Here is a 22861-nt window from a genome sequence, read left to right as displayed (position 1 = left end):
TCTGCGCTAGCGAATGCGGCGCGGGTTCATATAAAGGTCGGCTTCCTGGCGCTGGATGTCGGGTTTAATACGTCCGTCATGAATATCGCGCGCCAGTTTCTTCACGTGGCGACGGGCTCCGCCATTGAAGACGAGCATTCCGGTGAAGAGCTTCATCACCATCAGCAGTCGCGGATCGGCATGATCGCCGCGCACTTTGCACCGCCATTTGCCGCCGATCGTGAACACAGCACCATCAATGTGGCCGACGTGCTCGCCGTGCTGATCGATCAGCGTGTAGTCACCGCCGAGATTTATGAAATCGCGACGGAACCTGTAGAATTTCGGTTCGCCGCCTTCCATCAGGAAGAACGAGAAATTCTCCGGCATCAGCGGCCATTTGTGGGCTGAGCGTTCGAGATAGACGATATAGTCGTCGGGGCTCGTATTGATGGAATAGCAGGGGACGGGAAGCCCGTGCGCCGCGAGCGTCTGCTGAACGGACCGGCCTAGCATCATGTCCATGCTGGCCTTCCAATTCAACGTCTCGGAGAACAGCTTGAAGACGAGACGCTTGTTCATGCCGGTCGCGTCTTTCCAAAGCTCCCTGCGATAACCGAGGACTCCGGTGCGCGCGCCGTTCTCGATGACCTCGGCGAAGATATCCATGTCGGTCGTAAACTGACGCGACTTGCCGCGATTGCGCTCTTTCTTCCAGAAGCCGAATTCGTACGAATTGAAATTCGTGATCCAGACGTCGACCTGAAAGTCGTGCCAGGTTTTACGCGCTGCGCTGGTCGCGTCCTTCTTGCCCTTCTCGAGCTTTGAAACGGCTGTCTTGGCTTTGACGGTTTCTTCCTTTTTCGCCTGCTCCAGCACTTCCGCGCGCGCGACGTTCGCAGCTTCAGCAGCGGCCGTGTTGGCTTCGACTTCGGCGATATCTTTTTTCTGAGCAGATGCAGTCATCGGGGAAAGTTACCTCGCGTGCGCCAACGCCCACACATCAAGCGAATCACTTGGGGAACGTAGCACCGCGAGTGCTTGTCACTGTGGTCGTGAGCAAATTTGCCGTGGGAAAAACCGGATCAGCGGACGCCAAAAATCGCGCTCCCCACACGGACATGCGTTGCGCCAAAGGCGATTGCGGTTTCGAAATCGCCGCTCATGCCCATGCTGAGGCCGGCGAGTCCCAATTCGCGCGCGAGCTTCGCGAGAAATGCGAAATGGACAGCGGGCTCTTCGTCCACCGGCGGAATGCACATGAGGCCTTTGATCTCGAGCTTCAGGTCGTCACGGCAAAACGCGACGAAGGCGCGCGCATCACCCGGCATGATCCCCGCCTTTTGCGGCTCTTCGCCGGTATTCACTTGAACGAAGAGGTCGAGGCTACGGTCTTGCGTCGCCATTTCACCGGCGACGGCGCGCGCAATCTTTTCGCGATCGATCGTATGGATCGCGTCGAAGAAGGCGACTGCTTCCTTCGCCTTGTTGGATTGCAGCGGACCGATGAGATGCAACCTCACGTCCGGAAACTCGGCGCGCAGCGGGGGCCATTTGCGCTCCGCCTCCTGGACGCGATTTTCGCCGAATATGCGCTGCCCAGCCTCGATGACGGGACGGATCTCGCCGGCATCGAAAGTTTTAGAAACCGCAACCAGTTCAATGCTTTCCGCGTTACGACCTGCGGCTTTCGCGGCGGCGGCGATTTCGTCGTTTACGCGCTTTAACCTGTCGACTGCGCTTTCCTGATAGTCGTTCTGTTGCACGCGTGTTCCTCGTTGGTCTCAAGTCTTTCCATAGACATTCCGGGGCATGAGGAACAAGTGTCGCAATTTCGCGCGGGCAATCTATGTAAAGGGTTGAGGCGCGACTGAAACGTCCGGCTTCGCTAACCGTTATCCCCCGAACCTTTAGACCGAACTCAAGGAGCATCCCCTATGCTGAAACTCGCCGACGCTCGCCGCATCATCGACGCCGCAGAAAAGAAGGCGAAGGAGATCGGTCAGCCCATGAACATCGCCGTCGTGGACGAGGGCGCGAACTTGATCTCGCACATCCGCATGGACGGGGCGTGGCTCGGATCGATCAACATTGCGATCAACAAGGCCTTCACATCGCGCGCCTTCAATATTTCGACGAAGGAATTGGCCGAGAACAGCCAACCTGGCGACCAGTTCTTCGGCATCCATGTTTCCAACCACGACCGTGTGATGATCTTCGCGGGCGGCATTCCGCTGAAGGGTTCCAAGGGAGAAGTCATCGGCGCCATTGGCGTTTCAGGCGGCAGCGGCGCGCAGGATCAGACCGTTGCAGAAGCGGGCGCTGGCGCGCATACTTGCTAACAGGTGACGTTCTCGCCGGATCATATGCTCGACATTCGGGTGCATGATCTGGCGGACGCACAATCGACACTTAGCTGCTCGCATCCCGCACGATCTAACCGCTTTTATGTTTTTGGGGCGATTTGCTATCGGTCGAGCTCCGCTCGCGCTCAGACGCTCTTCACCGTGGCCAACTGCCCTGGCTCGCCCAATTGTTGTTCCTGCAACCTTGACGTGACGGGCGCATGTAGGCGATTACGCGGGCCCGCTCTGATCGCGCTGGCCCTGGCCGGCCAATTGTTGTGCCAACGACTTGACCGGCTTTACCATTCGGGCTCTTTACGGCCTTCCGACGAATTCATGAACGAGATCCAAGGCCCCCATGGCCAATGAACGTTACAACGCGGCTGAGCGCGAAAAACACTGGCAGTCCGTTTGGGAAAAGGGCGAGATCTTTCGCGCCTCCGAAGATCCCTCACGTCCGAAATCCTACGTGCTCGAGATGTTCCCGTATCCTTCGGGGCGCATCCACATGGGCCATGTCCGCAACTACGCGATGGGCGACGTCGTCGCGCGTTACAAGCGGGCTCGCGGTTTCAACGTGCTGCACCCCATGGGTTGGGATGCTTTCGGCATGCCGGCGGAAAACGCCGCGATGGAACGCAAGGTCCATCCTGGCACGTGGACCTATGCCAATATCGACACGATGCGCGGACAGCTCAAATCGATGGGCTTGTCGCTCGACTGGTCGCGCGAGATCGCGACGTGCTCGCCGAGCTATTACAAGCATCAGCAAAAGCTGTTTCTCGATTTCCTGAAGAAGGGGATCGCGTACCGAAAGTCTTCGAAGGTCAATTGGGACCCGATCGATCAGACGGTGCTCGCGAACGAGCAGGTTATCGACGGCCGCGGCTGGCGTTCCGGTGCGCTCGTCGAACAGCGCGAGCTGACGCAATGGTTCTTCAAGATCACCGACTATGCCGACGAACTGCTGAGCGATCTCGATACGCTCGTGAACTGGCCCGAGAAAGTGCGCCTGATGCAGGCGAATTGGATCGGCCGCTCGGAAGGCATGCTGGTCCGGTGGGCTCTCGATAAGACGACGGCGCCGAAAGATTTCAGCGAGCTCGAAGTTTATACGACGCGGCCCGACACGCTTTTCGGCGCGTCGTTTCTCGCCGTCGCGGCCGATCATCCGCTGGCAAAAGCCGCAGCCGAACGCGATCCGAAGCTCGCCGAGTTCTGCGACGAGTGCCGCCGCATGGGCACATCGGTCGCCGACATCGAAGCCGCTGAAAAGCGCGGTTACGACACGGGCATTCGCGCCGTCCATCCGTTCGACGATGGCTGGGAGCTTCCGGTCTACGTAGCGAATTTCGTTTTGATGGACTACGGCACGGGCGCGATCTTCGGCTGCCCTTCCGGCGATCAGCGCGACATGGATTTCGCGCGCCGCTACAATCTTCCCGTCGTACCCGTCATCTTGCCGCCCGGCGAAAACGCCGAGACGTTTCAGCTGACTGACAAGGCCTACGTCGACGACGGCACGATAATCAATTCGCGGTTCCTCGATGGCCTTTCGACGTCAGCCGCTTTCGAAGAGGCGGCCAACCGTCTCGAAAAGCAGAAGCTCGGTTCGCGTCCGCAGGGCGCGAGAAAAGTCAATTACCGGCTCAGAGACTGGGGCATCTCGCGGCAGCGCTATTGGGGCTGCCCGATCCCCATCATCCACTGCAAAACGCACGGTCCTGTTCCGGTTCCCGAGACGGACCTGCCGATCGAGCTTCCCGAGGATGCGACGTTCGATAAGCCCGGCAATCCGCTGGACCGGCATCCGACGTGGAAGCACGTCAATTGCCCGATTTGCGGCGAGCCTGCGGTTCGCGAAACCGACACGATGGACACGTTCGTCGACTCGTCCTGGTATTTCGTACGCTTCACCGCGCCTGAAGCTCAGACGCCGGTCGATCTCAAGGCCGCTCACTATTGGCTGCCGGTCGATCAATATATCGGCGGCATCGAGCACGCGATTTTGCACCTTCTCTATTCGCGCTTCTTCGTGCGGGCGATGTGCGACACCGGGCATCTCTCTTTCGCGACGAACACGCGGGAGCCGTTTGCAGCGCTCTTCACGCAAGGCATGGTGACCCACGAAACTTACAAGTCCGAGGATGGCCTTTGGCTCTTGCCGAACGAAGTCCGGATCGAAGGCGAAGGCGCAAACCGCCGGGCTGCCGAGATTTCGACCGGGCGTCCGGCCGCGATCGGCAGCATCGAAAAGATGTCGAAGTCCAAGAAAAACCTCGTGGACCCTGACGACATCATCGCCCATTACGGCGCCGATTGCGCCCGCTGGTTCATGCTGTCGGACAGCCCACCGGAGCGCGACGTCATTTGGACGGAAGCCGGTGTTGCCGGTGCAGGTCGCTTCATTCAGCGCGTCTGGCGGATCGTCGAGGAGATTGCCGAAACGTATCCCGGCGAAAAAGGCCCGAAGCCGGATTCATTCGGCCCGGAGGCTCTTGAGGTCCGAAAGGCTGCTCACCGGGCTCTCGACGCCGTGGGGCGGGCCATCGAATCGCTGCGTTTCAACGTGGCGGTGGCCAATATCCACGAGTTTTCAAATGTGCTCCAATCGGCTTTATCCAAGCGCGGTCCGGACGTTGCCTGGGCCGTTCGGGAGGCCGCAGAACTGCTCATTGTCATGATCGGCCCGATGATGCCGCATTTGGCTGAAGAATGCTGGGCGCGGCTCGGATACAACACGCTGGTTGCGAATGAACCGTGGCCAGCCCCAGAACCTGAGCTGCTCGTTGACGATCGAGTCACCATTGCCGTACAGGTTAATGGTAAGCGACGGGACGAACTTGTGATTTCGCGCAGTGCGAAACCCGAGGAAGTTGAAGCGGCGGCGTTGCAGCTTGGATCGGTGGTGCGTGCGTTGGATGGGCGGCCGCCGAAAAAAGTTATCGTCGTTCCGCAGAGGATCGTGAATGTCGTTGGTTGAGGGGCGGGTTGGGAGACGTGGCATGTGCAGCAGCCGGTCGGTTGCGCGCGGCCTTTTCGCGTCTTCGGTCTTTATTGCCGTTTCAGCACTTAGTTCGACTCTGGGCGGTTGCGGCGACGGCGGTTTCCGTCCTCTTTACGGCTCGGCGTTGATCAACGGTTCTGCCGTCACCGAAAGAATGGCCTCAGTCGACATTGCGCCCATTCCGGGCCGCGTCGGCCAGCGGATTCGCAACGAGCTGATCTTCCAGGCGACCGGCGGGGGCGCTCCGAAGCCGCCGCAGTACCGTCTCGACGTCGCCATCCGCGAATCCGTCACTTCGATGCTCGTTGCCGTCGACGGCAACGCGGGCAGCCAGATTTACAGCATCGACGCTTCGTTCAACCTCATCAGGCTTTCCGACAAGAAGGTCGTGGCGAGCGGCACAAGCTATGGCCGCGCTTCGTTCGATCGCGTGTCGTCGATTTTTGCCAACGTCGAGGCGCGTCAGAACGCAGAAAACCGGGCGGCCGAGACGGTTGGCCAGGAAATACAGACGCGGCTGCTCGCAGTTCTATCGACCGGCAACGTCTAGCTCTGGTATCTTCAGCTCTGATTTCTGGGGTAGCGCCCTAGAAGAGCATCACGATGACCGCCGTCAAACCACAACAAGCTCCAGCGTTCATGAAGGCGCCGCCTGCCGATTTGGTGGCTGTGCTTTTCCACGGGTCGGACCCTGGCCTCGTCAGCGAACGTGCGGCGGCGCTCGCCAAAGGCTTAGCGGCTCGCGAAAATCCGCCGGGCGAAGTCCTGAAGCTCGACGAAACGGAACTCGACGAAGACCCCGCGCGGCTCGAGACCGAGTTGCAGACACGCCCAATGTTTTCGGGGCGAAGAATAGTCCGCGTCATCGCCGGCCGGCGCATTTCAACGGCGCTTCTGAAGCCGCTTCTCAATTCAGGGCCGCTCGAAGGCTTGCTGGTCGTCGAAGCGGGCAATCTGAAAGCGGACGACAGCCTGCGGGCGCTTTTCGAATCCCAGTCTCGTTGTTTCGCCGTCGCCTGCTATCCCGATAGCGCCGCCGACATCGACACGCTGATTTCGGAAGTCCTTTCTTCCTTCTCGTTGACGATCGAAGGCGACGCCCGAGCGTTGCTGCAAAGCCGGCTCGGCGCCGATCGCGCTTTGTCGCGCGCCGAGATCGAGAAGCTCGCGCTTTTTTGCCTCGGCCGTCCATCGATCACGCACGACGACGTCGAAGGGTTGGTCGGCGATGCGGCCGGGCTCGCGCTCGAACGGATTGCAGAAGCCGTCGCCGAGGGCCGAACGAAAAGTGCGATCAGCGATTTCGGGCGCGCGCTTGCGTCGGGTGAGAACGCGCAAGTGATCATCTCGATCGTGCAAAGATATTTCCTGAAGCTGCATCGCGTCAGGAGCGACGTCGATGCAGGCCAGCGTCTCGACGATGCGCTGAGGTCTATTCGGCCGCCGCTGTTCTTTAAGCAAAAGGACAGTTTTTCGCGCCAGGTGCGGAGCTGGTCTCGCGGCCAGCTCGATCAGGCGCTCAGGCGGATTTCGGAAGCTGCAAAAGCGGCACGTCTTACGTCGAGCCTCGAAGACGTTATCGCCGAGCGCTTGATTTTGGCTCTCGCATCGATGGCCGCAGTGTCGGCGGCTGCGGCGGGCGGCCGCTAGCGGGCGGCTTGCGACCGTCTCTCGCGTCCCTATAGTGCCTGCGCAAATGGCAAGGGGGACGTCATGACTGACGCGCGTTACGACGTAATCGGGATCGGTAACGCGATCGTCGATATCATTGGGCGCTGTAACGACGCCTTTCTCTCCGAGATCGGCGTCACCAAAGGCAGCATGCGCCTCATCGACGCCGACGAAATCAAAAAGATCTATTCGTCGATGGGACCCGCCGTCGAGATCTCCGGCGGTTCGGCCGCCAACACGATTGCCGGCGTCGCCTCGTTCGGCGGGCGCGCGGCATTCGTCGGCACCGTTGCAGACGACGATTTCGGCAAAGTCTTTTCGCACGACATTCGTTCGATCGGCGTGGCGTTCACTTCGCCGGCCGTTTCGAATGGCGCGCCGACATCGCGTTCTCTCATTCTCGTTACGCCCGATGGCGAACGCACGATGAATACGTTCCTCGGTATTTCGACGAGCCTTGGAGAAACGCAGCTCGATTTGGAAATGATCCGCGCGGCATCAATTCTTTATCTCGAAGGATATCTCTTCGACGAACCGCAAGCGAAACAAGCATTCCGGGCAGCGCATCAGGCTGCAAAAAACGCGGGCCGAAAAACGGCGCTGACACTTTCAGATGGTTTTTGCGTCGACCGCCATCGCGGGGAATTTCTCGATCTCATTCGTTCCGGCGTCGATATTCTTTTCGCCAACGAAAATGAGATCAAATCGCTTTATCAAACGGATTCGTTCGAAGTTGCAGCAGAAAACGCGAGAAATGACGCGAAACTCGCCGTTCTGACGCGCAGCGGCAAAGGCTCGGAGATTCACAGCGAAGGCCAATCCATACGGATATCGGCATTCCCGGTCGATAAGGTCGTCGATACGACCGGCGCGGGCGATTTATATGCGGCCGGATTCCTATTTGGATATGCGAAGGGATTAAATCTCGAAATTACCGGCCGCTTGGCCAGCCTCGCCGCATCCGAAATAATCAGCCACATCGGCGCACGGCCCTCCGTTTCACTCGCCGAATTCGCGAAGCAACACGGCATTATTCCGTAACCCGGGGCATGCGTCGCCTTATCGTCGAATGAGTTTGAAATGCCTATTTCCGATGAACGGTGTTCACATGGAGAATGTATAGGGGGTGAAACGTGTCCAATTCGGACTCAAATTTATTCTCCCTGGAATTAGAGAATGTATTCGCGCAGTCTCGAAATAACGAATCGCTTCGTTTCGAGGTTCGCTCAAAATGCTTCACTCTCCCATTCGCCGTGGCCGCCCGAAAGGTACCGGTATCGATGATAGCGACCGTATTGCACGGCTGGACGAGTTGCTGAGGGTACACCCCGCATTGAGACCGACGACCGCAATACGGTTGATGGGATATTCAAACCCGTCGGCGATCCGCCGCCTTCGCGACAAATACAAAGTCTTTGCCTTGAAGACCCGCATCGAGTTTTCAAAAGACCTTCGGGGAGCCGCGCCGGTATCTTCCGGACACGCCTCCGAGCAGTCGCCTCAGGCGATGCTGCCAGGTCGCTGAGCCTTTGCAGCAACCGACCTAATCGATAATTCGATTTCTGAACTCATCCTGTGAATCACTCATGGGCCGCTTCCCCAAGCGGCCCCTTTTTTTGTCGATCCAGGCTGGACAATCGCCGTCTAAAGCTTGCGCAGCGACGCCGCTTCGACGCGATGGCTCTCGCCTTTTTGCAAAATGAGCTGGGCGCGGCGGCGCGTCGGAAGAATGTTTTCTTCGAGGTTCTTCAGGTTGATTTCGCGCCATAGCTTCAGCGCCACCCGGCGCACCTCGTCAGGCGCGAGAGCCGCGTATTTATGGAAGTAGGCGCCGGGATCGCGAAACGCCGTGCTTCTGAGGCGCATGAAGCGTGTCAGATACCATTTCTCGATCACCGCCGGGTGGGCGTCGATATAAATGGAGAAATCGATGAAATCGGAGACGAATGGAATTGTGCTGCCGTCTTTCGGCATCTCGGCCGGCYGGAGAATATTCAGTCCTTCGATAATGAGGATATCGGGCTGATGAACCTCCACTTCGGCGCCGGCAAGAATATCGTATTGGAAGTGCGAATAGACGGGCGCGGCAACGCTCGATACGCCGGATTTCACGTCGCCTAAAAAGCGCAAAAGGCGCTCGGTATCGAAGCTTTCGGGAAAGCCCTTGCGCTCCATCAGGCCGCGGCGTTCAAGCTCGGCGTTGGAAAAGAGAAAGCCGTCGGTCGTCATCAGGTCGACGCGTGGATGGTCCGGCCAACGCGCGAGCAGGGCCCGCAACACGCGTGCAGTCGTGCTCTTGCCGACTGCTACTGAGCCCGCCACACCGATAATGAAAGGGACTTTGGTATCTTTGCGCCCCAGGAATTCCGAGCTGACGGAATGCAGTTTTTGCGCGGCCGCGACGTAGAGATTGAGAAGCCGCGACAGGGGCAGATAGATCTGTTCGACCTCGTCGACTGAAAGCTCCTCGATGATACCGGAGAGCTGCTCCAGCTCATTCGACTGCAGCGTCATCGGCGTATCGGCACGAAGCCTCGCCCATTCCTCGCGGGTAAAGACCCGGTAGGGAGAGAACGGGACGCTCTCGGGCCGCGCCTCTTCGCGCGCCTTAGGCTTCTTACGAGGGGCGACCCGTGTCTTCACGATGCACCCTTGGTCCGGGAGGCCTTCTCGTCGAGACCCGATGTGCCCATGCGTCCGTCAAGAACCTTCAGCACCTCGTCGAGGGTGACGTCGCGGGATTCAAGCAGGACGATGAGGTGATAGAGGACGTCTGCCGCTTCGGCCTTGAGCGCGGTGGTATCCGTTCCCATCGCAGCTATGACGGCCTCGACCGCTTCTTCGCCGAACTTCTTGGCGCAGCGTTCCGTACCAGCGGTCAACAGCTGGGATGTATATGACTTTCCACTCGTATCGGATCGCCGCGAATGGATGAGCGCGGCAAGACGCTCCAACGTATTCACTTCGCTCATTTTTGTGTCTCGTGCGATTGGGCTCGAAGCCCCGAGCCTTTCAGCACGCACAGCATCAAGCCGCCGCGACAGCGTCAAGCGGCGGCTTCAGAATTGCGATAAAAAGCTTAAAAACTCAACCTCCGCCAAGGCGTTGGCGGATGTAGTCGAGCTGGTCGAAGTTGCCATACCTGATTGTGAGGGTGCCGGTTTCGCCGGAACCGCGGCGGACTTCCACCTTCAGGCCGAGGAGATCGGTCAATTCCTTCTCGAAGGCTTTGGTATCGGCATCCTTGTCGCGCGCGCGCCGGTTTCCGGTCGGGCCTTGTTCGCCGAAGGTTTGGACGAGGGCTTCGACGTCTCGGACGTTCAGGCTGTCATCGATGATCTTCTTCGCCAGCGTCTCCGCATCGGCCCGGCCGATCAAAGCGCGGGCGTGGCCAGCCGTCAGCTGACCCTGCTGGACGAGCGATTGCACGCCTGTCGGTAGTTTCAGCAGCCGGAGCGTGTTGGCGACGTGGCTGCGGCTCTTGCCGATGATTTCGGACAGCTGCTCCTGGCTGTAGTCGAAGCGCTCGACCAGCTCGCGATAGCCAGACGCTTCTTCGATAGCGTTGAGGTCCTGCCGCTGGACGTTTTCGATGATCGCCAGCTCGAGGACTTCGCGGTCACTGAGTTCGCGGATGATCACCGGGATCGTATGCATCCCGGCCTTTTGCGCGGCGCGCCAGCGGCGTTCACCGGCAACGATCTCGTAACCGCCCGACATGCCGTTCGGACGAACGACGATCGGCTGGACGAGGCCTTTGGTGCGGATCGATTCAGCGAGTTCCGCGAGTTCATCTTCGCGGAAGTCCTTGCGGGGATTGAGCGGGCTCGATTTGACCTCGGCTATGGAGACCATGCGCTGCTCGCCTTCCGGCGGAAGGCGGTGTCCGAGGGGTGCCGGTTCTCCGATCAGAGAGGCAAGGCCACGGCCCAGGCGGCTCTTCGGCACTACGGAATTCATCTGCTTTTTCGTCCCCTGCTTGTCAGTTTATAGCTGCAATAATCCCAGTGATTTCGGGCACTCGCGATGATCAGGCTGCCTTATACCGCCGCTCGCGTTCCATGATTTCGGTCGCCAGCCGGATGTAGGCCTGGCTGCCGGCGCAATCGTAATCGTAGAGGAGGATGGGCTTGCCGTGCGACGGCGCCTCGGCGATGCGCGTGTTGCGCGGAATGACCGTGTCGTAGACCTTGTTGCCGAAGAAGGCGCGGACGTTGTCGGCGACTTCGCGCGAGAGCGACGTGCGCGCGTCGTGCATCGTCAGCACGACGCCTTGGATCTCGAGGCGCGGATTGAGCGTCGCGCGGATCTGCTCGATGGAATCCTTCAACTGCGAAATACCTTCGAGTGCGAAGAACTCGCACTGCACGGGCACCAACACGGCATGCGCTGCCGACATCGCGTTGAGCGTCAGCAGATTGAGCGAAGGTGGGCAGTCGATCAGGACATACGTGAAATGGGTGTCGGCATCGCGCGCGCGCTGATGCCCGATCAGCGCCGTGATCGCGTCGCGGAGCTTGAATGCTTTGTTTTGATCGGTTGCGAGTGCCGCGTCGATACCGACCAGATCACTATTCGCCGGTACGACGAAGAGGTTCGGGACTGCGGTTTTCAGCACTGTTTCGAGGATCGCAGCGTTGCCGGTCAATACGTCGAACGTCGTCTTGAAGCGCTGCTCGATGTCGATGCCGAGCCCGGTCGAGGCGTTGCCCTGGGAATCGAGATCGAGAACCAGAACCCGCTCGCCGACGGCCGCCAAGGCGGTGCCGAGATTGATCGCCGTCGTCGTCTTGCCGACGCCGCCCTTTTGATTGGAGACAGCAACGATCCGCGGCCCTGCGTTCGCACCGCCCGTGCCTGATACGTAGCCGGCCACGGGTTATCCCTCCGTCCTTGGGTTCAACGCTTTGAGCAACACAACACGGCCGCCCTCTTCCGTAACGCTTGGAATCAGCTCAAAGGCAAACTGCCAATCCTGAGCTGCGTTCTCGATTTCGGCCGCTACCTCACGGCCCTTCAAGAACATGCCAAGCGTAGAAGACGCAAAATAAGGTGCCGCGATCTCGACCAGCCGAGAGAGTGGAGCAAGAGCGCGCGCAGTAACGCAGTCGGCCTTGCCTACCTTAGCGTGAGTCTCGGCATTTTCGATCCTCATGCACAGAATGTCCACAGCAACGCGGGTCTCGCGGGCAACCTCGCGCAGGAATGCGGCCTTGCGGCTGTCGCTCTCGACCAGTATGTGGCGCGTCCCGCCGGTTTCGGAAGCCATGATCGCCAGGACGAGGCCCGGAAAACCGGCGCCGGACCCAAGGTCGAGCCACGTTCGCGCGCCTTCCGGCCGGTACTTCCAGAGCTGGGCGCTATCGGCGAAATGACGGTGCCAGATCTCGTCCAGTGTGCTCGGCGCGACGAGGTTGATCGTTTTCTGCCAGCGTTTGAGAAGGGCTGCGTAAGTCTCTAGCTTTTCACGGACGTCACGTGAAATTCCGAAGCGCCGCTGGAATTCTTCCGGGGTATCGATGCGCGGCAGGGCCATATCTCGTTGTTTCATCGCATTTTCTTTACGCGAACCTTCTTACGCGAACGGGGGCCCCACTTTGCTTGAAAATGCTCTAGGCGCTCTTGCTGCCGCTTTGACGGTCACCCTTCGCTTCCCGCGTCCCATCCTTTGCTGCCTTGAGCCGGGCTAGCAGGGTCAGAAGGGCGGCGGGGGTCATGCCCTCGAGCCGTCCAGCCTGGGAAATCGTTGCCGGGCGATGGCGAGCCAGCTTCTGCTGGATCTCGGCGGACAGGCCCGGAATGGCGGCGTAATCGAAGGCGTCGGGGATGCGAACGGCCTCGTCCCGCTTCAACTGGGCGACGTCTTCGTCCTGGCGCCGGAGATAGGCGGCATACCGGCCGTCGACCTCGAGCTGGGCGGCTACGGCCGAATCGATCTTGCCGATCTCAGGCCAGACGGCCTTCAGGCGGTCGAGCGAAATGTCCGGAAAAGCCAACAATTCGAAGGCCGTACGGCGGCGGCCGTCGCGGTTGATCGCCAAGCCATGGCGGGCGGCTTCGGTCGGGGTCATGGCGAGCTGGTTCAGAAGGTTCAGGCCGTCGGCGAGGGCCTTAGCCTTGGCTTCGAACTTGCGGCGGCGCTCAGGGCCGACGCAGCCGAGGGTGATGCCTTCGGGCGTCAGGCGTTGGTCGGCGTTGTCGGCGCGCAGCTTCAGCCGGAATTCGGCCCGCGACGTGAACATGCGATAGGGCTCGGAAACGCCCCGGGTTATGAGGTCATCGACCATCACGCCCAGGTAGCCGGCGGTGCGCGAAACGGCGTACGTTTCACGTGAATCCTCCGTAACCCTCGGATTTGTTTCACGTGAATCCGTTTCACGTGAATCACTGGAGGTTGAATCGCGCGTGGTTTGGCTTGCCGTCAGGGCGGCATTGATGCCCGCAAGAAGGCCTTGGGCGGCGGCTTCCTCGTATCCGGTCGTTCCGTTGATCTGACCTGCCAGAAAGAGGCCCGGCAGACGCTTGACCTCCAGACCCGGGGTCAGCTCGCGCGGATCGACGTAGTCGTATTCGATGGCATAGCCCGGGCGCTTGATCACGACATTCGCCAGACCGGGCATGGTTTTCAGGAAGGCTTCCTGGACTTCCACGGGGAGAGATGTCGAGACGCCGTTCGGGTAGATCGTGTCGTCGTCGAGGCCTTCGGGCTCGAGGAAAATCTGGTGGGCTGCACGGTCGGCGAATCGCACGACCTTATCTTCGATCGACGGGCAATAGCGCGGACCGACGCTCTCGATTTGGCCGGAATACATTGGCGAACGGGCGAGATTCGCGCGGATGATGTCGTGCGTCTCTGCGGTCGTGTGGGTGATGCCGCACGCGATTTGCGGGGTCGTGATGGCCTCGGTCAGAAACGAAAATGGCACCGGATCGTCGTCGGCCATTTGCATTTCGAGGCTCGCCCAATCGATCGACTTGCCGTCGAGGCGGGCGGGGGTGCCGGTCTTCAGGCGACCGAGCTTCAGCCCGAGCCCATAGAGCCGCTCGGACAGCTTGAGGGCGGGCGCCTCGCCAGCCCGGCCGGCCGGAATCTTCTGCTCGCCCATATGGATGAGGCCATTAAGGAAGGTGCCGGTCGTCAGAATGACAGCGCCCGCTATGAGGTGCTGGCCGTCCGCGGTGATCACGCCCTGGACGCGGCCCATGTTAACGATGAGGTCTTCAACGCCACCTTCGATCACGTCGAGGTTTGGGATGGCGGCGATTTCGGCCTGCATGGCCTGGCGGTAAAGCTTGCGGTCGGCCTGGGTGCGGGGGCCGTGGACCGCGGGGCCCTTCGAGCGGTTGAGCAGCCGGAACTGGATGCCCGCGACGTCCGCGACGCGGCCCATCAGACCGTCTAGGGCGTCGATTTCGCGGACTAGATGGCCCTTTCCGAGGCCGCCGATTGCCGGATTGCACGACATTTCGCCGATCGTCGCGAAAGTATGGGTGACGAGCGCCGTCCGCGCACCCATCCGCGCCGCGGCTGCTGCTGCTTCGGTCCCGGCGTGGCCGCCGCCTACTACGATGACGTCGTACGTGCTGCTCATGGCGTGGATCATGGCCTGACCTAGCGCATCCGGGGTTCGCACAAAAGACGGCATGTCGCCGGATGTTGCCCACAGGAGTCTGAAAAATGGGGGCTTGCGAATCCGGGAATCATTTCACGTGAAACCTTTTGGACTCACTTGCCGATGCAGAATCGACTGAAAATTTGGTCAAGGACGTCCTCAACGTCGACCCGGCCGGTGATCCGGCCCAGCGCGTGAGCGGCGCGGCGCACGTCCTCCGCCCGGAGTTCGATGGAATCGGCAGGGCCGTTAAGGAAGGCGCCGATATCGTTCAGGGCATTTTCCAGGGCTTCCCGGTGCCTTACCCGGGTCAGCGCCGGTTCGGTCCCGGAGCCGACAGCCGCGCCGGCCCGGAGGGCGATCTCGGCGATGAGCTGGTCGATCCCGGCACCGGTTTTGGCCGAAATCGCTAAGCCCCTGATTTCCGACTCAAATCCAAGATCCTGTTTGGAACGGATTTCAAGACTTGTTTCACGTGAAAAACTAAGTGGCGGAATCGATTCAGAATTTTCCGTTAACCACAGCACCAGATCGGCGTCGCGAGCGGCGGCGAGGCTGCGCCGTATGCCCTCGCGTTCGATGTCGTTCGCGGCTTCGCGGATGCCCGCCGTGTCGGAGACGATGACCGGGAGGCCGGCGAGATCCAGCCGAACCTCGATGACGTCGCGGGTCGTTCCGGCTTCAGCGGAGACGATTGCGGCTTCGCGGCGGGCGAGGGTATTCAGCAGGGTCGACTTTCCCGCGTTCGGCGGTCCCAGCAGGGCGACGCGAAAGCCGTCGCGAAGGATCTCTCCTCGATGGCCGTCGTCAAGATGCGCGGCGACCTCCGTTAGCAAAGAAGCTGCGCGTTTTCTCGCTTCGGCGAAGGACGATGCCGAGACGTCGCCTTCGTCGGAGAAATCGATTGCCGCTTCGGTCAGCGCGGCAATCTCGATCAATCGCGTCCGCCAGCTTTCGTAGATCTTCGAGAGAGCGCCCGCCGTTTGCGCCAGGGCTTGGCGGCGCTGGGCGTCGGTTTCTGCGTCGATCAGATCGGCCAGGCCCTCGACCTCGGCGAGATCGAGCTTGCCGTTTTCGAAGGCGCGACGGGCGAATTCGCCGGGCTCCGCCAACCGGCATCCGGCTATTTTACCCAGCGCCGACAGGATCGCGGCAATGACGGCGCGACTTCCGTGGATCTGGAACTCGGCGATGTCCTCGCCTGTTTCGGTCGAAGGCGCCTTGAACCAAATGACGACCGCTCTATCGAGCGCTTCTCCGGTCGTTGGATGCTTGATGGTCCGGTAAGCAGCGAAGCGCGGCTTCGGCAATGGTCCCGACATCATTTCGAGAGCCTGCTGGGCTGCCGGACCCGATACGCGGATCACGGCGACGCCGGCGCGTCCCGGTGCGCTCGACAGCGCGAAGATAGTTGAAGCCTCATTCATTTGGTTCGCGTACTCGTAGACGCCGTCGGGTGCAACTCGATCACGAAAACCCTCCTAACTCATACTAGAGTGCAATGAGCGAAAACCGGCTGAAGTACGAGACGAGTCCCTATCTCCTGCAGCACAAAGACAATCCCGTGCATTGGTGGGGGTGGGGTCCGGAAGCGCTTGCGGAAGCGAAGCGGACGGGCAAACCCATTCTACTCTCCGTCGGGTACGCTGCATGCCACTGGTGCCACGTGATGGCGCACGAAAGCTTCGAGGATGCCGCGACTGCCGAGGTGATGAACAGCCTCTTCATCAACATCAAGGTCGATCGCGAGGAGCGTCCCGACATCGATGCGATCTACATGGGCGCGCTGCATCGTCTCGGCGAGCAGGGTGGGTGGCCGCTGACGATGTTCCTCGACAGCGAGGCAAAACCCTTCTGGGGCGGCACGTACTTTCCACGTGAATCACGCTACGGGCGTCCGGCGTTCGTGACCGTTCTTCTCCGCATCGCGGAGGCTTACCAGAACCAGCCCGACAATGTGCGCAAGAACACCGAGGCGCTTCTCGCATCGTTGAAGGACGATGCTGTCACGCACTCTCGCGGGAATGTGCCCGGTCCTGACGTTCGCGATCTTGTTCAGCGCATCGCGCGTGCGGTCGACCGCGAGCGCGGCGGTCTCTCGGGTGCGCCGAAGTTTCCGCAGTGGAACATCTTCTGGCTCTTGTGGCGTGGGGCCATTCGTTTCGACGAGCAAATTGCGAAAGACGCTGTCGTCACGACGCTTCGCAATATTTGCCAGGGCGGCATCTACGATCATCTCGGTGGAGGCTTCTCGCGCTATTCCGTCGACGAGCTCTGGCTCGTGCCGCACTTTGAAAAGATGCTCTACGACAATGCGCTGCTGATCGATCTCATGACGGAGGTTTGGCGCGAGACGCAGGAGCCTCTCTTCAAGATCCGCATTGCGGAGACTGTCGATTGGATGACGCGTGAGATGATCGGTGAAGCCGGTGGGTTCGCCGCTTCTCTCGATGCAGACAGCGAAGGCGAAGAAGGCAAGTTCTACGTCTGGAGCGCAGCGGAAATCGCGGAGGTCCTCGGCACTGAGGATGCGGAATTCTTCGACCGCGTTTACGGCGTGACGCCCAACGGCAACTTCGAAGGGCACACAATTCTCAATCGTCTCGACTCGCTCGCTTTGCTTTCGGATGCGGAAGAGGAGCGACTGGCGGCGATGCGTGCGAAGCTTCTGTCGCGTCGTGCGCTGCGCATCCGTCCGGGATGGGACGACAAGATCCTCGCCGACTGGAACGGGTTGATGATCGCCGCGCTGTCGCGCGCTGCTGTTGTGTTCGAAAATCCGGAATGGCTGATGCTCGCCGAGCGCGCGTTCACGTGTGTCACGACGAAGCTCTCAGCGGGTGGAGATCGTCTTTTCCATTCGTATCGCGATGGTCTCGCGAAGGCTCCGGCGACAGCGTCGGATTATGCGAATATGACCTGGGCCGCGCTTCGCTTGTTCGGCGCGACGCAATTGGAAACCTATCTCGCTCAGGCACAGCGCTGGGCAGAAGTTCTCGATCAGCATTATTGGGATGGCGAAGACGGCGGCTATTTCACAGCGGCCGACGATACGACCGATGTCGTGGTGCGGCTCAAGACGGCATCGGACGACGCTGTTCCAAGCGCCAACGCGATCCAGCTTTCCAACTTGATTGCGCTCGCGGCGCTGACCGGCGAGAGCCGGTACGATGACCGGGCGCGGGAACTCACGCGTGCGTTTGCGGGCGCAGAGGCTCGGGCGCCCACCGGGCACTGCGGTCTTATCGCCGCGGAACTGGATTTGGATCGTCTGGTTCAGGTTGCAGTCATTGGCGGCGGCGATGATCAACTCGCAACGGCGCTGCGCCATATTTCGTTACCCGGTGACGTCGAGTTCATTTCGGCAGCGGCGACACCGTTAAGCGGCCAATCGGCTCTTGGCGGAAAGTCCAGCATCGGAGGCAGATCAACGGCTTATGTGTGCACCGGTCCCACTTGCAGCGCGCCTTTGCACGAGCCTGAGGAATTCCTCGAGCGCCTCAGAGCAGCGCGCCGCGAAACGAGAGATGCAACTTTTCGATGACTCTTTACCGCGTTGAAACGTCTCAGAGTTCAAACGCTTGGCTGAACCAGCCTCGGAGCGATATAGAGGCTGGGTGGAAAGGCCGCGCTGCATGAAGCTTCTTCGCGAAATCGTTCGATACGGATATGCGCCCTTCATGATGTTCGGGCTGACCGCGGCCGCCTATTGGGTGGTGAGCGAGCTCGTCGTCGCGCGGGGCAACAGCTGGGCCTATCTCTGGCTCTTGCCGCTGCTCGCAACCGCCTATGCAACTTCATTCGCGGCCGAGAAGATCGCCCCGTTTTTCGATGAGTGGAACGATCACTCCGAACACGGCGACATGGCCGCCAACACAGCGCACATCGCGGCTTACGAATTGTCGGCGATGAATGGCGTCTTCCTGATCCCGGTCATCTGCTGGCTTTTCCCGTTCCAGGGTATTTGGCCGACGCATTGGCCGATGTGGACGCAGGTCCTGATGGCGTTCCTCGTCGCCGACTTCGCGTTCATGATGATGCACTACCTGAGCCATCGGTATGCGCCGCTCTGGAGGCTGCATGCGGTCCATCACGGTGTCGGCCGGCTGTACGGCTACAATGGCGTCATCCGCCATCCCATCCATCAAGTCATCGATATGGTCGTCGGCAACATGCCGCTCGTGATCATCGGCATGCCGGTTCCGGTCGCGGTGGTGCTCGGCTTCCTGATCTCGGTGACGCTGATCGTGCAGCACTCGAATGTCGATGCGCGGCTCGGTCCGCTCCAGAAACATCTGTCGATTGGCCGTCTCCATCACATGCATCACGTGAACTGGGGTACGGAAGGCGACTGCAATTTCGGCCTGCTTCTGACGATCTGGGACCGGATGCTCGGCACGTTCAGCGACAAGCCGAAGCGTGAAATCACGTCCGAGGATATGGGTGTCGACGAGCTTCCGAATTTCCCGAAGGGCTACATCGAGCAGCTGCTGCTGCCGTTCTACTACGAGCCCGGGAAGGGTGAGCCCGAGCGCTATAAGAAGCTCGCCGCCAAGACGCCGGCGCAGGAAGCTCGGGACCAAATCTTTCACGCGGCGGAGTAAGTCTCACCTAGTCGTCAGGTGATGTGCCGCCGGCTTCCGATCTTCAAAGCCCTTCTGCCATCGACCAATAAAAAAGGCCGCCCTAGCGAGCGGCCTTTTTCACGTGAATCATTTTTCGGTGGATTACGTGTTCATCGACTGGAAGAACTCGCCGTTGGTCTTGGTGGACCGGAGCTTGTCGATCAAGAACTCGATGCCGTCCATCGTACCCATCGGGTTGAGGATGCGGCGGAGCACGTAGACCTTCTTGAGCTGATCTTTTGGTACGAGCAGGTCTTCTTTGCGCGTGCCCGAGCGCGATACGTCGATTGCCGGGAAGACGCGCTTGTCGGAGACCTTGCGGTCCAGAATGATTTCCGAGTTGCCGGTACCTTTGAACTCTTCGAAGATGACTTCGTCCATGCGCGAGCCGGTATCGATCAGCGCGGTCGCGATGATGGTCAGCGAGCCGCCCTCTTCGATGTTGCGGGCTGCACCGAAGAAGCGCTTCGGCCGCTGCAGGGCGTTCGAGTCGACGCCGCCGGTCAGAACCTTGCCGGAAGACGGTACAACCGTGTTGTAGGCACGACCGAGACGCGTGATCGAGTCGAGCAGGATGACGACATCCCGCTTATGCTCAACAAGACGCTTAGCCTTCTCGATGACCATTTCGGACACTTGAACGTGGCGCGACGGCGGCTCGTCGAACGTGGAGGATATGACCTCGCCTTTGACGTTGCGCTGCATGTCGGTGACTTCTTCCGGCCGCTCATCGATGAGCAGAACGATCAGGTAGCATTCCGGATGGTTGGCCGTAATTGAATGCGCGATGTTTTGAAGAAGGACGGTCTTGCCGGTGCGGGGCGGCGCCACGATTAGGGCGCGCTGGCCTTTGCCGAGCGGCGAGACGATGTCGATCACGCGGGAAGAGAAGTCTTTGATGGTCGGGTCTTCGATCTCGAGCTTCAGCCACTGCGTGGGATAAAGCGGCGTCAGGTTGTCGAAATGGCTCTTGTGCTTCGTCATCTCGGGGTCTTCGAAGTTGATGTTCGAGACCTTGAGGAGGGCGAAGTAGCGTTCGCCATCCTTGGGCGACCGGATCTGGCCTTCGACGGTATCGCCCGTGCGGAGGGCAAAACGGCGGATCTGCGAGGGCGAGACGTAGATGTCATCGGGACCGGGCAGATAATTCGCGTCGGGCGATCTTAAAAAGCCGAAGCCGTCCTGGAGGACTTCAACGACACCGGTCGCGGTAATTTCGGTTTCCTGGGTCGCGAGCTGCTTGAGCGTCGCGAACATCAATTCCTGCTTACGCAGGGTCGAGGCGTTCTCGACACCGGCCTCTTCGGCAAAGGTGACGAGCTCGGCGGGGGATTTCCGCTTCAAATCCTCGAGCTTCATTTGCTTCATTGAAAAAGAACTCCACGGAGCGCCGCATTAAAGCGGTATCGGGTGGTGAGGTGGGATGAATGAGCCTGGCATGACGGCGACGAGGCGGGCGCCTCGTCATGGACCGGCGGGCGTTGACGCATCAAAACGTCGAAACGTGCCGTCTGCCAAAATCCTATGAGGACTGATTTTCCATAGCAGATCGGCGCGGATTAGGAAAGTCTCAAAATGGCTTTACAATTACAAGGATGACAATGCCGATCATCAGCACCGCCGGGACCTCATTGATAATCCGCCAGTGACGCGCGGGTTTCGTGTTGCGATCTTCACGAAAGGCGCGAGCCGAAGCCGACAGGTAGCCATGCAACCCGGAAAGCAGGAGGACCAGCGTAATTTTGGCGTGCAACCAAGGTGCTGACCAGAAGTGGCCCGTGGTCGCAAGCCATAGGCCGAGCACCCAGGCGATGATCATCGCCGGCGTCGCGATGATGTTGAGAAGCCGGCCTTCCATCACCTTGAAGCTTTCGGACTGAGCGGAGCCCACCGGCGCCTCGGCATGATAGACGAAAAGCCGCGGCAGATAGAGCATGGCCGCCATCCAGGCGATGATGGCGATGACGTGGAAGGATTTGATCCAGAGATAGGCGTCTGTAGGGAAGATGAGGACGAAAGCCGCGGCCAGAAGAATTGTCACCCCCAGCGCAATCGCGGCGCGGCGCGCTGGGGAGCCTGCCTGAGGCGAGACGGTGGAGGGAGCGTCTGACATGCTTCAGTTTCCCTTTTCGCGGACCTTTTGAACAAGCCGGGCGACATTTTCGGTCGGCGTTTCGGGTACGATGCCGTGCCCGAGGTTGAACACGAAGGGTAAGCCGGCCATAGCCTGGCAGATTGCGCCGGTGCGGGCGTCGAGCGCGTCGCCACCGCTGACCAGTAGCAGCGGATCGAGATTACCCTGGACGACTTTGCCTGTTTTCGCGATTGCCTGCATCACGCTCAGCGGGCAGGCCGTATCGCAGCTCACGCCATCGACGTTGGTTCCGTCGATATATTTCTGAAGGCTTGCTGCCGCTCCGCGCGGAAAGCCTATGATCGGTATGCCAGGGTGACGGCTTCGGACTTCGGCGACGATGCGCGCCGTCGGTCTGATGACCCAGCGCTCGAATTCATCCTCGGCGAGGCTACCCGCCCAGCTGTCGAAAATCTGCAGCGCATTCGCGCCGGCTTTCACTTGGCCCGACAGGTAGGCGATCGAGGCTTCGGTCAGGATGTCGATGAGCGCCGAAAAACCCGGCCGATCGCGATACGCCCAGCTGCGCGCAGCTGCCTGATCGCTCGATCCCCGCCCTTCGGCCATGTACGTTGCGACGGTCCAAGGTGCCCCACAAAATCCAATCAAAGCCGTTTCGCGCGGCAGCTCCCGGCTGAGCAGCGCGACCGTCTCGCAAACTTTTGCGAATTTGTCGTGGGTGTTCGATAGGGCGAGTCGGGAGAGGCCTGCAACCGTGTTGATCGGGTCGAGGCGGGGGCCTTCGCCTTCGGCAAAACGGACGCTTTGGCCAAGTGCGTCGGGAACGACGAGGATGTCGGAAAACAGGATTGCGGCGTCGAAGCCGTAGCGCCGGATCGGCTGCAGCGTCACTTCGGCAGCGAGCTCCGGCGAATAGCACAGGTCGAGAAAGGTCCCGGCTTCGGACCTGATTTTGCGGTATTCCGGCAGATAGCGTCCGGCTTGGCGCATCAGCCAGACTGGAGGCGGCGCAACGGCCTTGCCCGAAAACGGGGTCAGGAAACGCTTCAGGGGCTGGTTGGCCTTCAGGTCGTGCAACGTCGTTCTTCCCTTCACTTCAAATCAGATAAGTTTTCTTGAAGCTTATTTTTTAGACTCTTAGGGCAGCGAGGTTCGGGGATGATGAAATCGTCCACATGCTGTCCACAAGGTTTCAGTCAGTCAGATCGTGTAGCACGAGCGATAGTGCTTGTGGGGCTCCCAGCGCAATAGCAGGATAAGGCGTCTATTTATCAATGTCTTGCGTACGACCTGCAACGACAACCCAGAAGGGTTGTTTGTTGAAAACCGCAGGACAGGGGCTGGAGAGGCCCGTTGTCCCTTGGGATAGCCATTCGTCGAACAACATCTTTCCCTTTTGCCCGGATGTGGGTATCGCGGTGGGCGAGCCGATGGTTGTTCTCTCAACCCGAAACGAGCCCACCGGGTCCGGGGATAACGTCGGGGTTTTGAACAGGCTGCCGCCCGTCAGTCGCAAGAGATCGATG

General features: G+C 60.1%; 20 protein-coding genes. 8 read left to right on the top strand and 12 right to left on the bottom strand.

Annotated elements, in window-relative coordinates:
- Nucleotides 1–6: 6 nt before the first annotated feature.
- Complete coding sequence (locus AC1DK3_RS16105; protein ID WP_477193264.1) at nucleotides 7–945, bottom strand: hypothetical protein; 939 nt, start codon at nucleotides 943–945, stop codon at nucleotides 7–9.
- 119 nt (nucleotides 946–1064) lie between these two features.
- Nucleotides 1065–1745, bottom strand: coding sequence for a YggS family pyridoxal phosphate-dependent enzyme (locus tag AC1DK3_RS16100; RefSeq protein ID WP_477193263.1), 681 nt, complete (start codon nucleotides 1743–1745; stop codon nucleotides 1065–1067).
- A 171-nt stretch (nucleotides 1746–1916) separates the two neighbouring features.
- Between AC1DK3_RS16100 and AC1DK3_RS16095 the strand changes: the two genes are divergently transcribed.
- From AC1DK3_RS16095 to AC1DK3_RS16070, 6 genes are all read left to right on the top strand, one after another.
- Nucleotides 1917–2321, top strand: coding sequence for a GlcG/HbpS family heme-binding protein (locus AC1DK3_RS16095; RefSeq protein WP_477193262.1), 405 nt, complete (start codon nucleotides 1917–1919; stop codon nucleotides 2319–2321).
- 361 nt (nucleotides 2322–2682) lie between these two features.
- Nucleotides 2683–5307 (top strand): leucine--tRNA ligase, encoded by a 2625-nt coding sequence (gene leuS / locus AC1DK3_RS16090; RefSeq protein ID WP_477193261.1) that lies wholly within the window; start codon nucleotides 2683–2685, stop codon nucleotides 5305–5307.
- Nucleotides 5308–5329: 22 nt separating this feature from the next.
- The gene (locus tag AC1DK3_RS16085) at nucleotides 5330–5881 is read left to right on the top strand and encodes a hypothetical protein (protein WP_477193260.1); all 552 of its coding nucleotides are present in this window, start codon (nucleotides 5330–5332) and stop codon (nucleotides 5879–5881) included.
- A gap of 53 nt (nucleotides 5882–5934) precedes the next feature.
- Nucleotides 5935–6981 (top strand): DNA polymerase III subunit delta, encoded by a 1047-nt coding sequence (gene holA / locus AC1DK3_RS16080; RefSeq protein ID WP_477193259.1) that lies wholly within the window; start codon nucleotides 5935–5937, stop codon nucleotides 6979–6981.
- 63 nt (nucleotides 6982–7044) lie between these two features.
- Nucleotides 7045–8043, top strand: a complete 999-nt coding sequence (locus AC1DK3_RS16075; RefSeq protein WP_477193258.1) for an adenosine kinase — start codon at nucleotides 7045–7047, stop codon at nucleotides 8041–8043.
- Nucleotides 8044–8233: 190 nt separating this feature from the next.
- Nucleotides 8234–8527, top strand: coding sequence for a hypothetical protein (locus AC1DK3_RS16070; RefSeq protein WP_477193257.1), 294 nt, complete (start codon nucleotides 8234–8236; stop codon nucleotides 8525–8527).
- A gap of 119 nt (nucleotides 8528–8646) precedes the next feature.
- Here AC1DK3_RS16070 and coaA read toward each other — a convergent pair whose 3' ends face one another.
- The 7 genes from coaA to mnmE all read right to left on the bottom strand — a co-directional run bounded on the left by coaA (nucleotide 8647) and on the right by mnmE (nucleotide 16042).
- Nucleotides 8647–9645 (bottom strand): type I pantothenate kinase, encoded by a 999-nt coding sequence (coaA, locus tag AC1DK3_RS16065; protein ID WP_477193256.1) that lies wholly within the window; start codon nucleotides 9643–9645, stop codon nucleotides 8647–8649.
- Entirely contained in the window at nucleotides 9642–9974 is a 333-nt protein-coding gene (locus tag AC1DK3_RS16060; RefSeq protein ID WP_477193255.1) for a phosphoribosyl-ATP diphosphatase, read from the bottom strand. Before AC1DK3_RS16060 ends, coaA begins: the two co-directional genes overlap by 4 nt.
- Nucleotides 9975–10089: 115 nt before the next feature.
- Nucleotides 10090–10962, bottom strand: coding sequence for a ParB/RepB/Spo0J family partition protein (locus AC1DK3_RS16055; RefSeq protein WP_477193254.1), 873 nt, complete (start codon nucleotides 10960–10962; stop codon nucleotides 10090–10092).
- 70 nt (nucleotides 10963–11032) lie between these two features.
- Complete coding sequence (locus AC1DK3_RS16050) at nucleotides 11033–11878, bottom strand: ParA family protein (protein WP_477193253.1); 846 nt, start codon at nucleotides 11876–11878, stop codon at nucleotides 11033–11035.
- A gap of 3 nt (nucleotides 11879–11881) precedes the next feature.
- Complete coding sequence (gene rsmG / locus AC1DK3_RS16045; RefSeq protein WP_477193252.1) at nucleotides 11882–12553, bottom strand: 16S rRNA (guanine(527)-N(7))-methyltransferase RsmG; 672 nt, start codon at nucleotides 12551–12553, stop codon at nucleotides 11882–11884.
- 61 nt (nucleotides 12554–12614) lie between these two features.
- Nucleotides 12615–14594, bottom strand: a complete 1980-nt coding sequence (mnmG, locus tag AC1DK3_RS16040; RefSeq protein ID WP_477193251.1) for a tRNA uridine-5-carboxymethylaminomethyl(34) synthesis enzyme MnmG — start codon at nucleotides 14592–14594, stop codon at nucleotides 12615–12617.
- A gap of 134 nt (nucleotides 14595–14728) precedes the next feature.
- The gene (gene mnmE, locus AC1DK3_RS16035; RefSeq protein ID WP_477193250.1) at nucleotides 14729–16042 is read right to left on the bottom strand and encodes a tRNA uridine-5-carboxymethylaminomethyl(34) synthesis GTPase MnmE; all 1314 of its coding nucleotides are present in this window, start codon (nucleotides 16040–16042) and stop codon (nucleotides 14729–14731) included.
- Between the two features lie 74 nt (nucleotides 16043–16116).
- Between mnmE and AC1DK3_RS16030 the strand changes: the two genes are divergently transcribed.
- Nucleotides 16117–18159 (top strand): thioredoxin domain-containing protein, encoded by a 2043-nt coding sequence (locus AC1DK3_RS16030; RefSeq protein WP_477193249.1) that lies wholly within the window; start codon nucleotides 16117–16119, stop codon nucleotides 18157–18159.
- A 91-nt stretch (nucleotides 18160–18250) separates the two neighbouring features.
- The gene (locus AC1DK3_RS16025; protein WP_477193248.1) at nucleotides 18251–19219 is read left to right on the top strand and encodes a sterol desaturase family protein; all 969 of its coding nucleotides are present in this window, start codon (nucleotides 18251–18253) and stop codon (nucleotides 19217–19219) included.
- A gap of 123 nt (nucleotides 19220–19342) precedes the next feature.
- Here AC1DK3_RS16025 and rho read toward each other — a convergent pair whose 3' ends face one another.
- The 3 genes from rho to hemE form a co-directional block, all read right to left on the bottom strand.
- Nucleotides 19343–20608, bottom strand: a complete 1266-nt coding sequence (gene rho, locus AC1DK3_RS16020) for a transcription termination factor Rho (protein ID WP_477193247.1) — start codon at nucleotides 20606–20608, stop codon at nucleotides 19343–19345.
- A gap of 202 nt (nucleotides 20609–20810) precedes the next feature.
- A complete protein-coding gene (gene hemJ, locus AC1DK3_RS16015) occupies nucleotides 20811–21353 on the bottom strand; it encodes a protoporphyrinogen oxidase HemJ (RefSeq protein ID WP_477193246.1) in 543 nt (180 codons plus the stop codon).
- Between the two features lie 3 nt (nucleotides 21354–21356).
- On the bottom strand, nucleotides 21357–22412 hold the full coding sequence (gene hemE, locus AC1DK3_RS16010; protein WP_477193245.1) for a uroporphyrinogen decarboxylase: 1056 nt from the start codon (nucleotides 22410–22412) through the stop codon (nucleotides 21357–21359).
- Nucleotides 22413–22861: the final 449 nt, after the last annotated feature.

This window comes from Hyphomicrobium sp. 01T421 (genome assembly GCF_056398805.1).
The sequence above is the reverse complement of the archived record's forward strand: the minus strand, read 5'-3'. Positions and strand labels throughout refer to the sequence as shown.

Bases quoted from the DNA above. Each gene is read 5' to 3' on its own strand.
- AC1DK3_RS16060 (WP_477193255.1), bottom strand. From the start codon at position 9,974: ATGAGCGAAGTGAATACGTTGGAGCGTCTTGCCGCGCTCATCCATTCG.
- leuS (WP_477193261.1), top strand. From the start codon at position 2,683: ATGGCCAATGAACGTTACAACGCGGCTGAGCGCGAAAAACACTGGCAG.
- AC1DK3_RS16055 (WP_477193254.1), bottom strand. From the start codon at position 10,962: ATGAATTCCGTAGTGCCGAAGAGCCGCCTGGGCCGTGGCCTTGCCTCT.
- mnmG (WP_477193251.1), bottom strand. From the start codon at position 14,594: ATGAGCAGCACGTACGACGTCATCGTAGTAGGCGGCGGCCACGCCGGG.
- rho (WP_477193247.1), bottom strand. From the start codon at position 20,608: ATGAAGCAAATGAAGCTCGAGGATTTGAAGCGGAAATCCCCCGCCGAG.
- AC1DK3_RS16070 (WP_477193257.1), top strand. From the start codon at position 8,234: ATGCTTCACTCTCCCATTCGCCGTGGCCGCCCGAAAGGTACCGGTATC.
- AC1DK3_RS16075 (WP_477193258.1), top strand. From the start codon at position 7,045: ATGACTGACGCGCGTTACGACGTAATCGGGATCGGTAACGCGATCGTC.
- AC1DK3_RS16030 (WP_477193249.1), top strand. From the start codon at position 16,117: ATGAGCGAAAACCGGCTGAAGTACGAGACGAGTCCCTATCTCCTGCAG.
- AC1DK3_RS16095 (WP_477193262.1), top strand. From the start codon at position 1,917: ATGCTGAAACTCGCCGACGCTCGCCGCATCATCGACGCCGCAGAAAAG.
- hemJ (WP_477193246.1), bottom strand. From the start codon at position 21,353: ATGTCAGACGCTCCCTCCACCGTCTCGCCTCAGGCAGGCTCCCCAGCG.
- mnmE (WP_477193250.1), bottom strand. From the start codon at position 16,042: ATGAATGAGGCTTCAACTATCTTCGCGCTGTCGAGCGCACCGGGACGC.
- AC1DK3_RS16025 (WP_477193248.1), top strand. From the start codon at position 18,251: ATGAAGCTTCTTCGCGAAATCGTTCGATACGGATATGCGCCCTTCATG.
- AC1DK3_RS16085 (WP_477193260.1), top strand. From the start codon at position 5,330: ATGTGCAGCAGCCGGTCGGTTGCGCGCGGCCTTTTCGCGTCTTCGGTC.
- rsmG (WP_477193252.1), bottom strand. From the start codon at position 12,553: ATGAAACAACGAGATATGGCCCTGCCGCGCATCGATACCCCGGAAGAA.
- holA (WP_477193259.1), top strand. From the start codon at position 5,935: ATGACCGCCGTCAAACCACAACAAGCTCCAGCGTTCATGAAGGCGCCG.
- AC1DK3_RS16105 (WP_477193264.1), bottom strand. From the start codon at position 945: ATGACTGCATCTGCTCAGAAAAAAGATATCGCCGAAGTCGAAGCCAAC.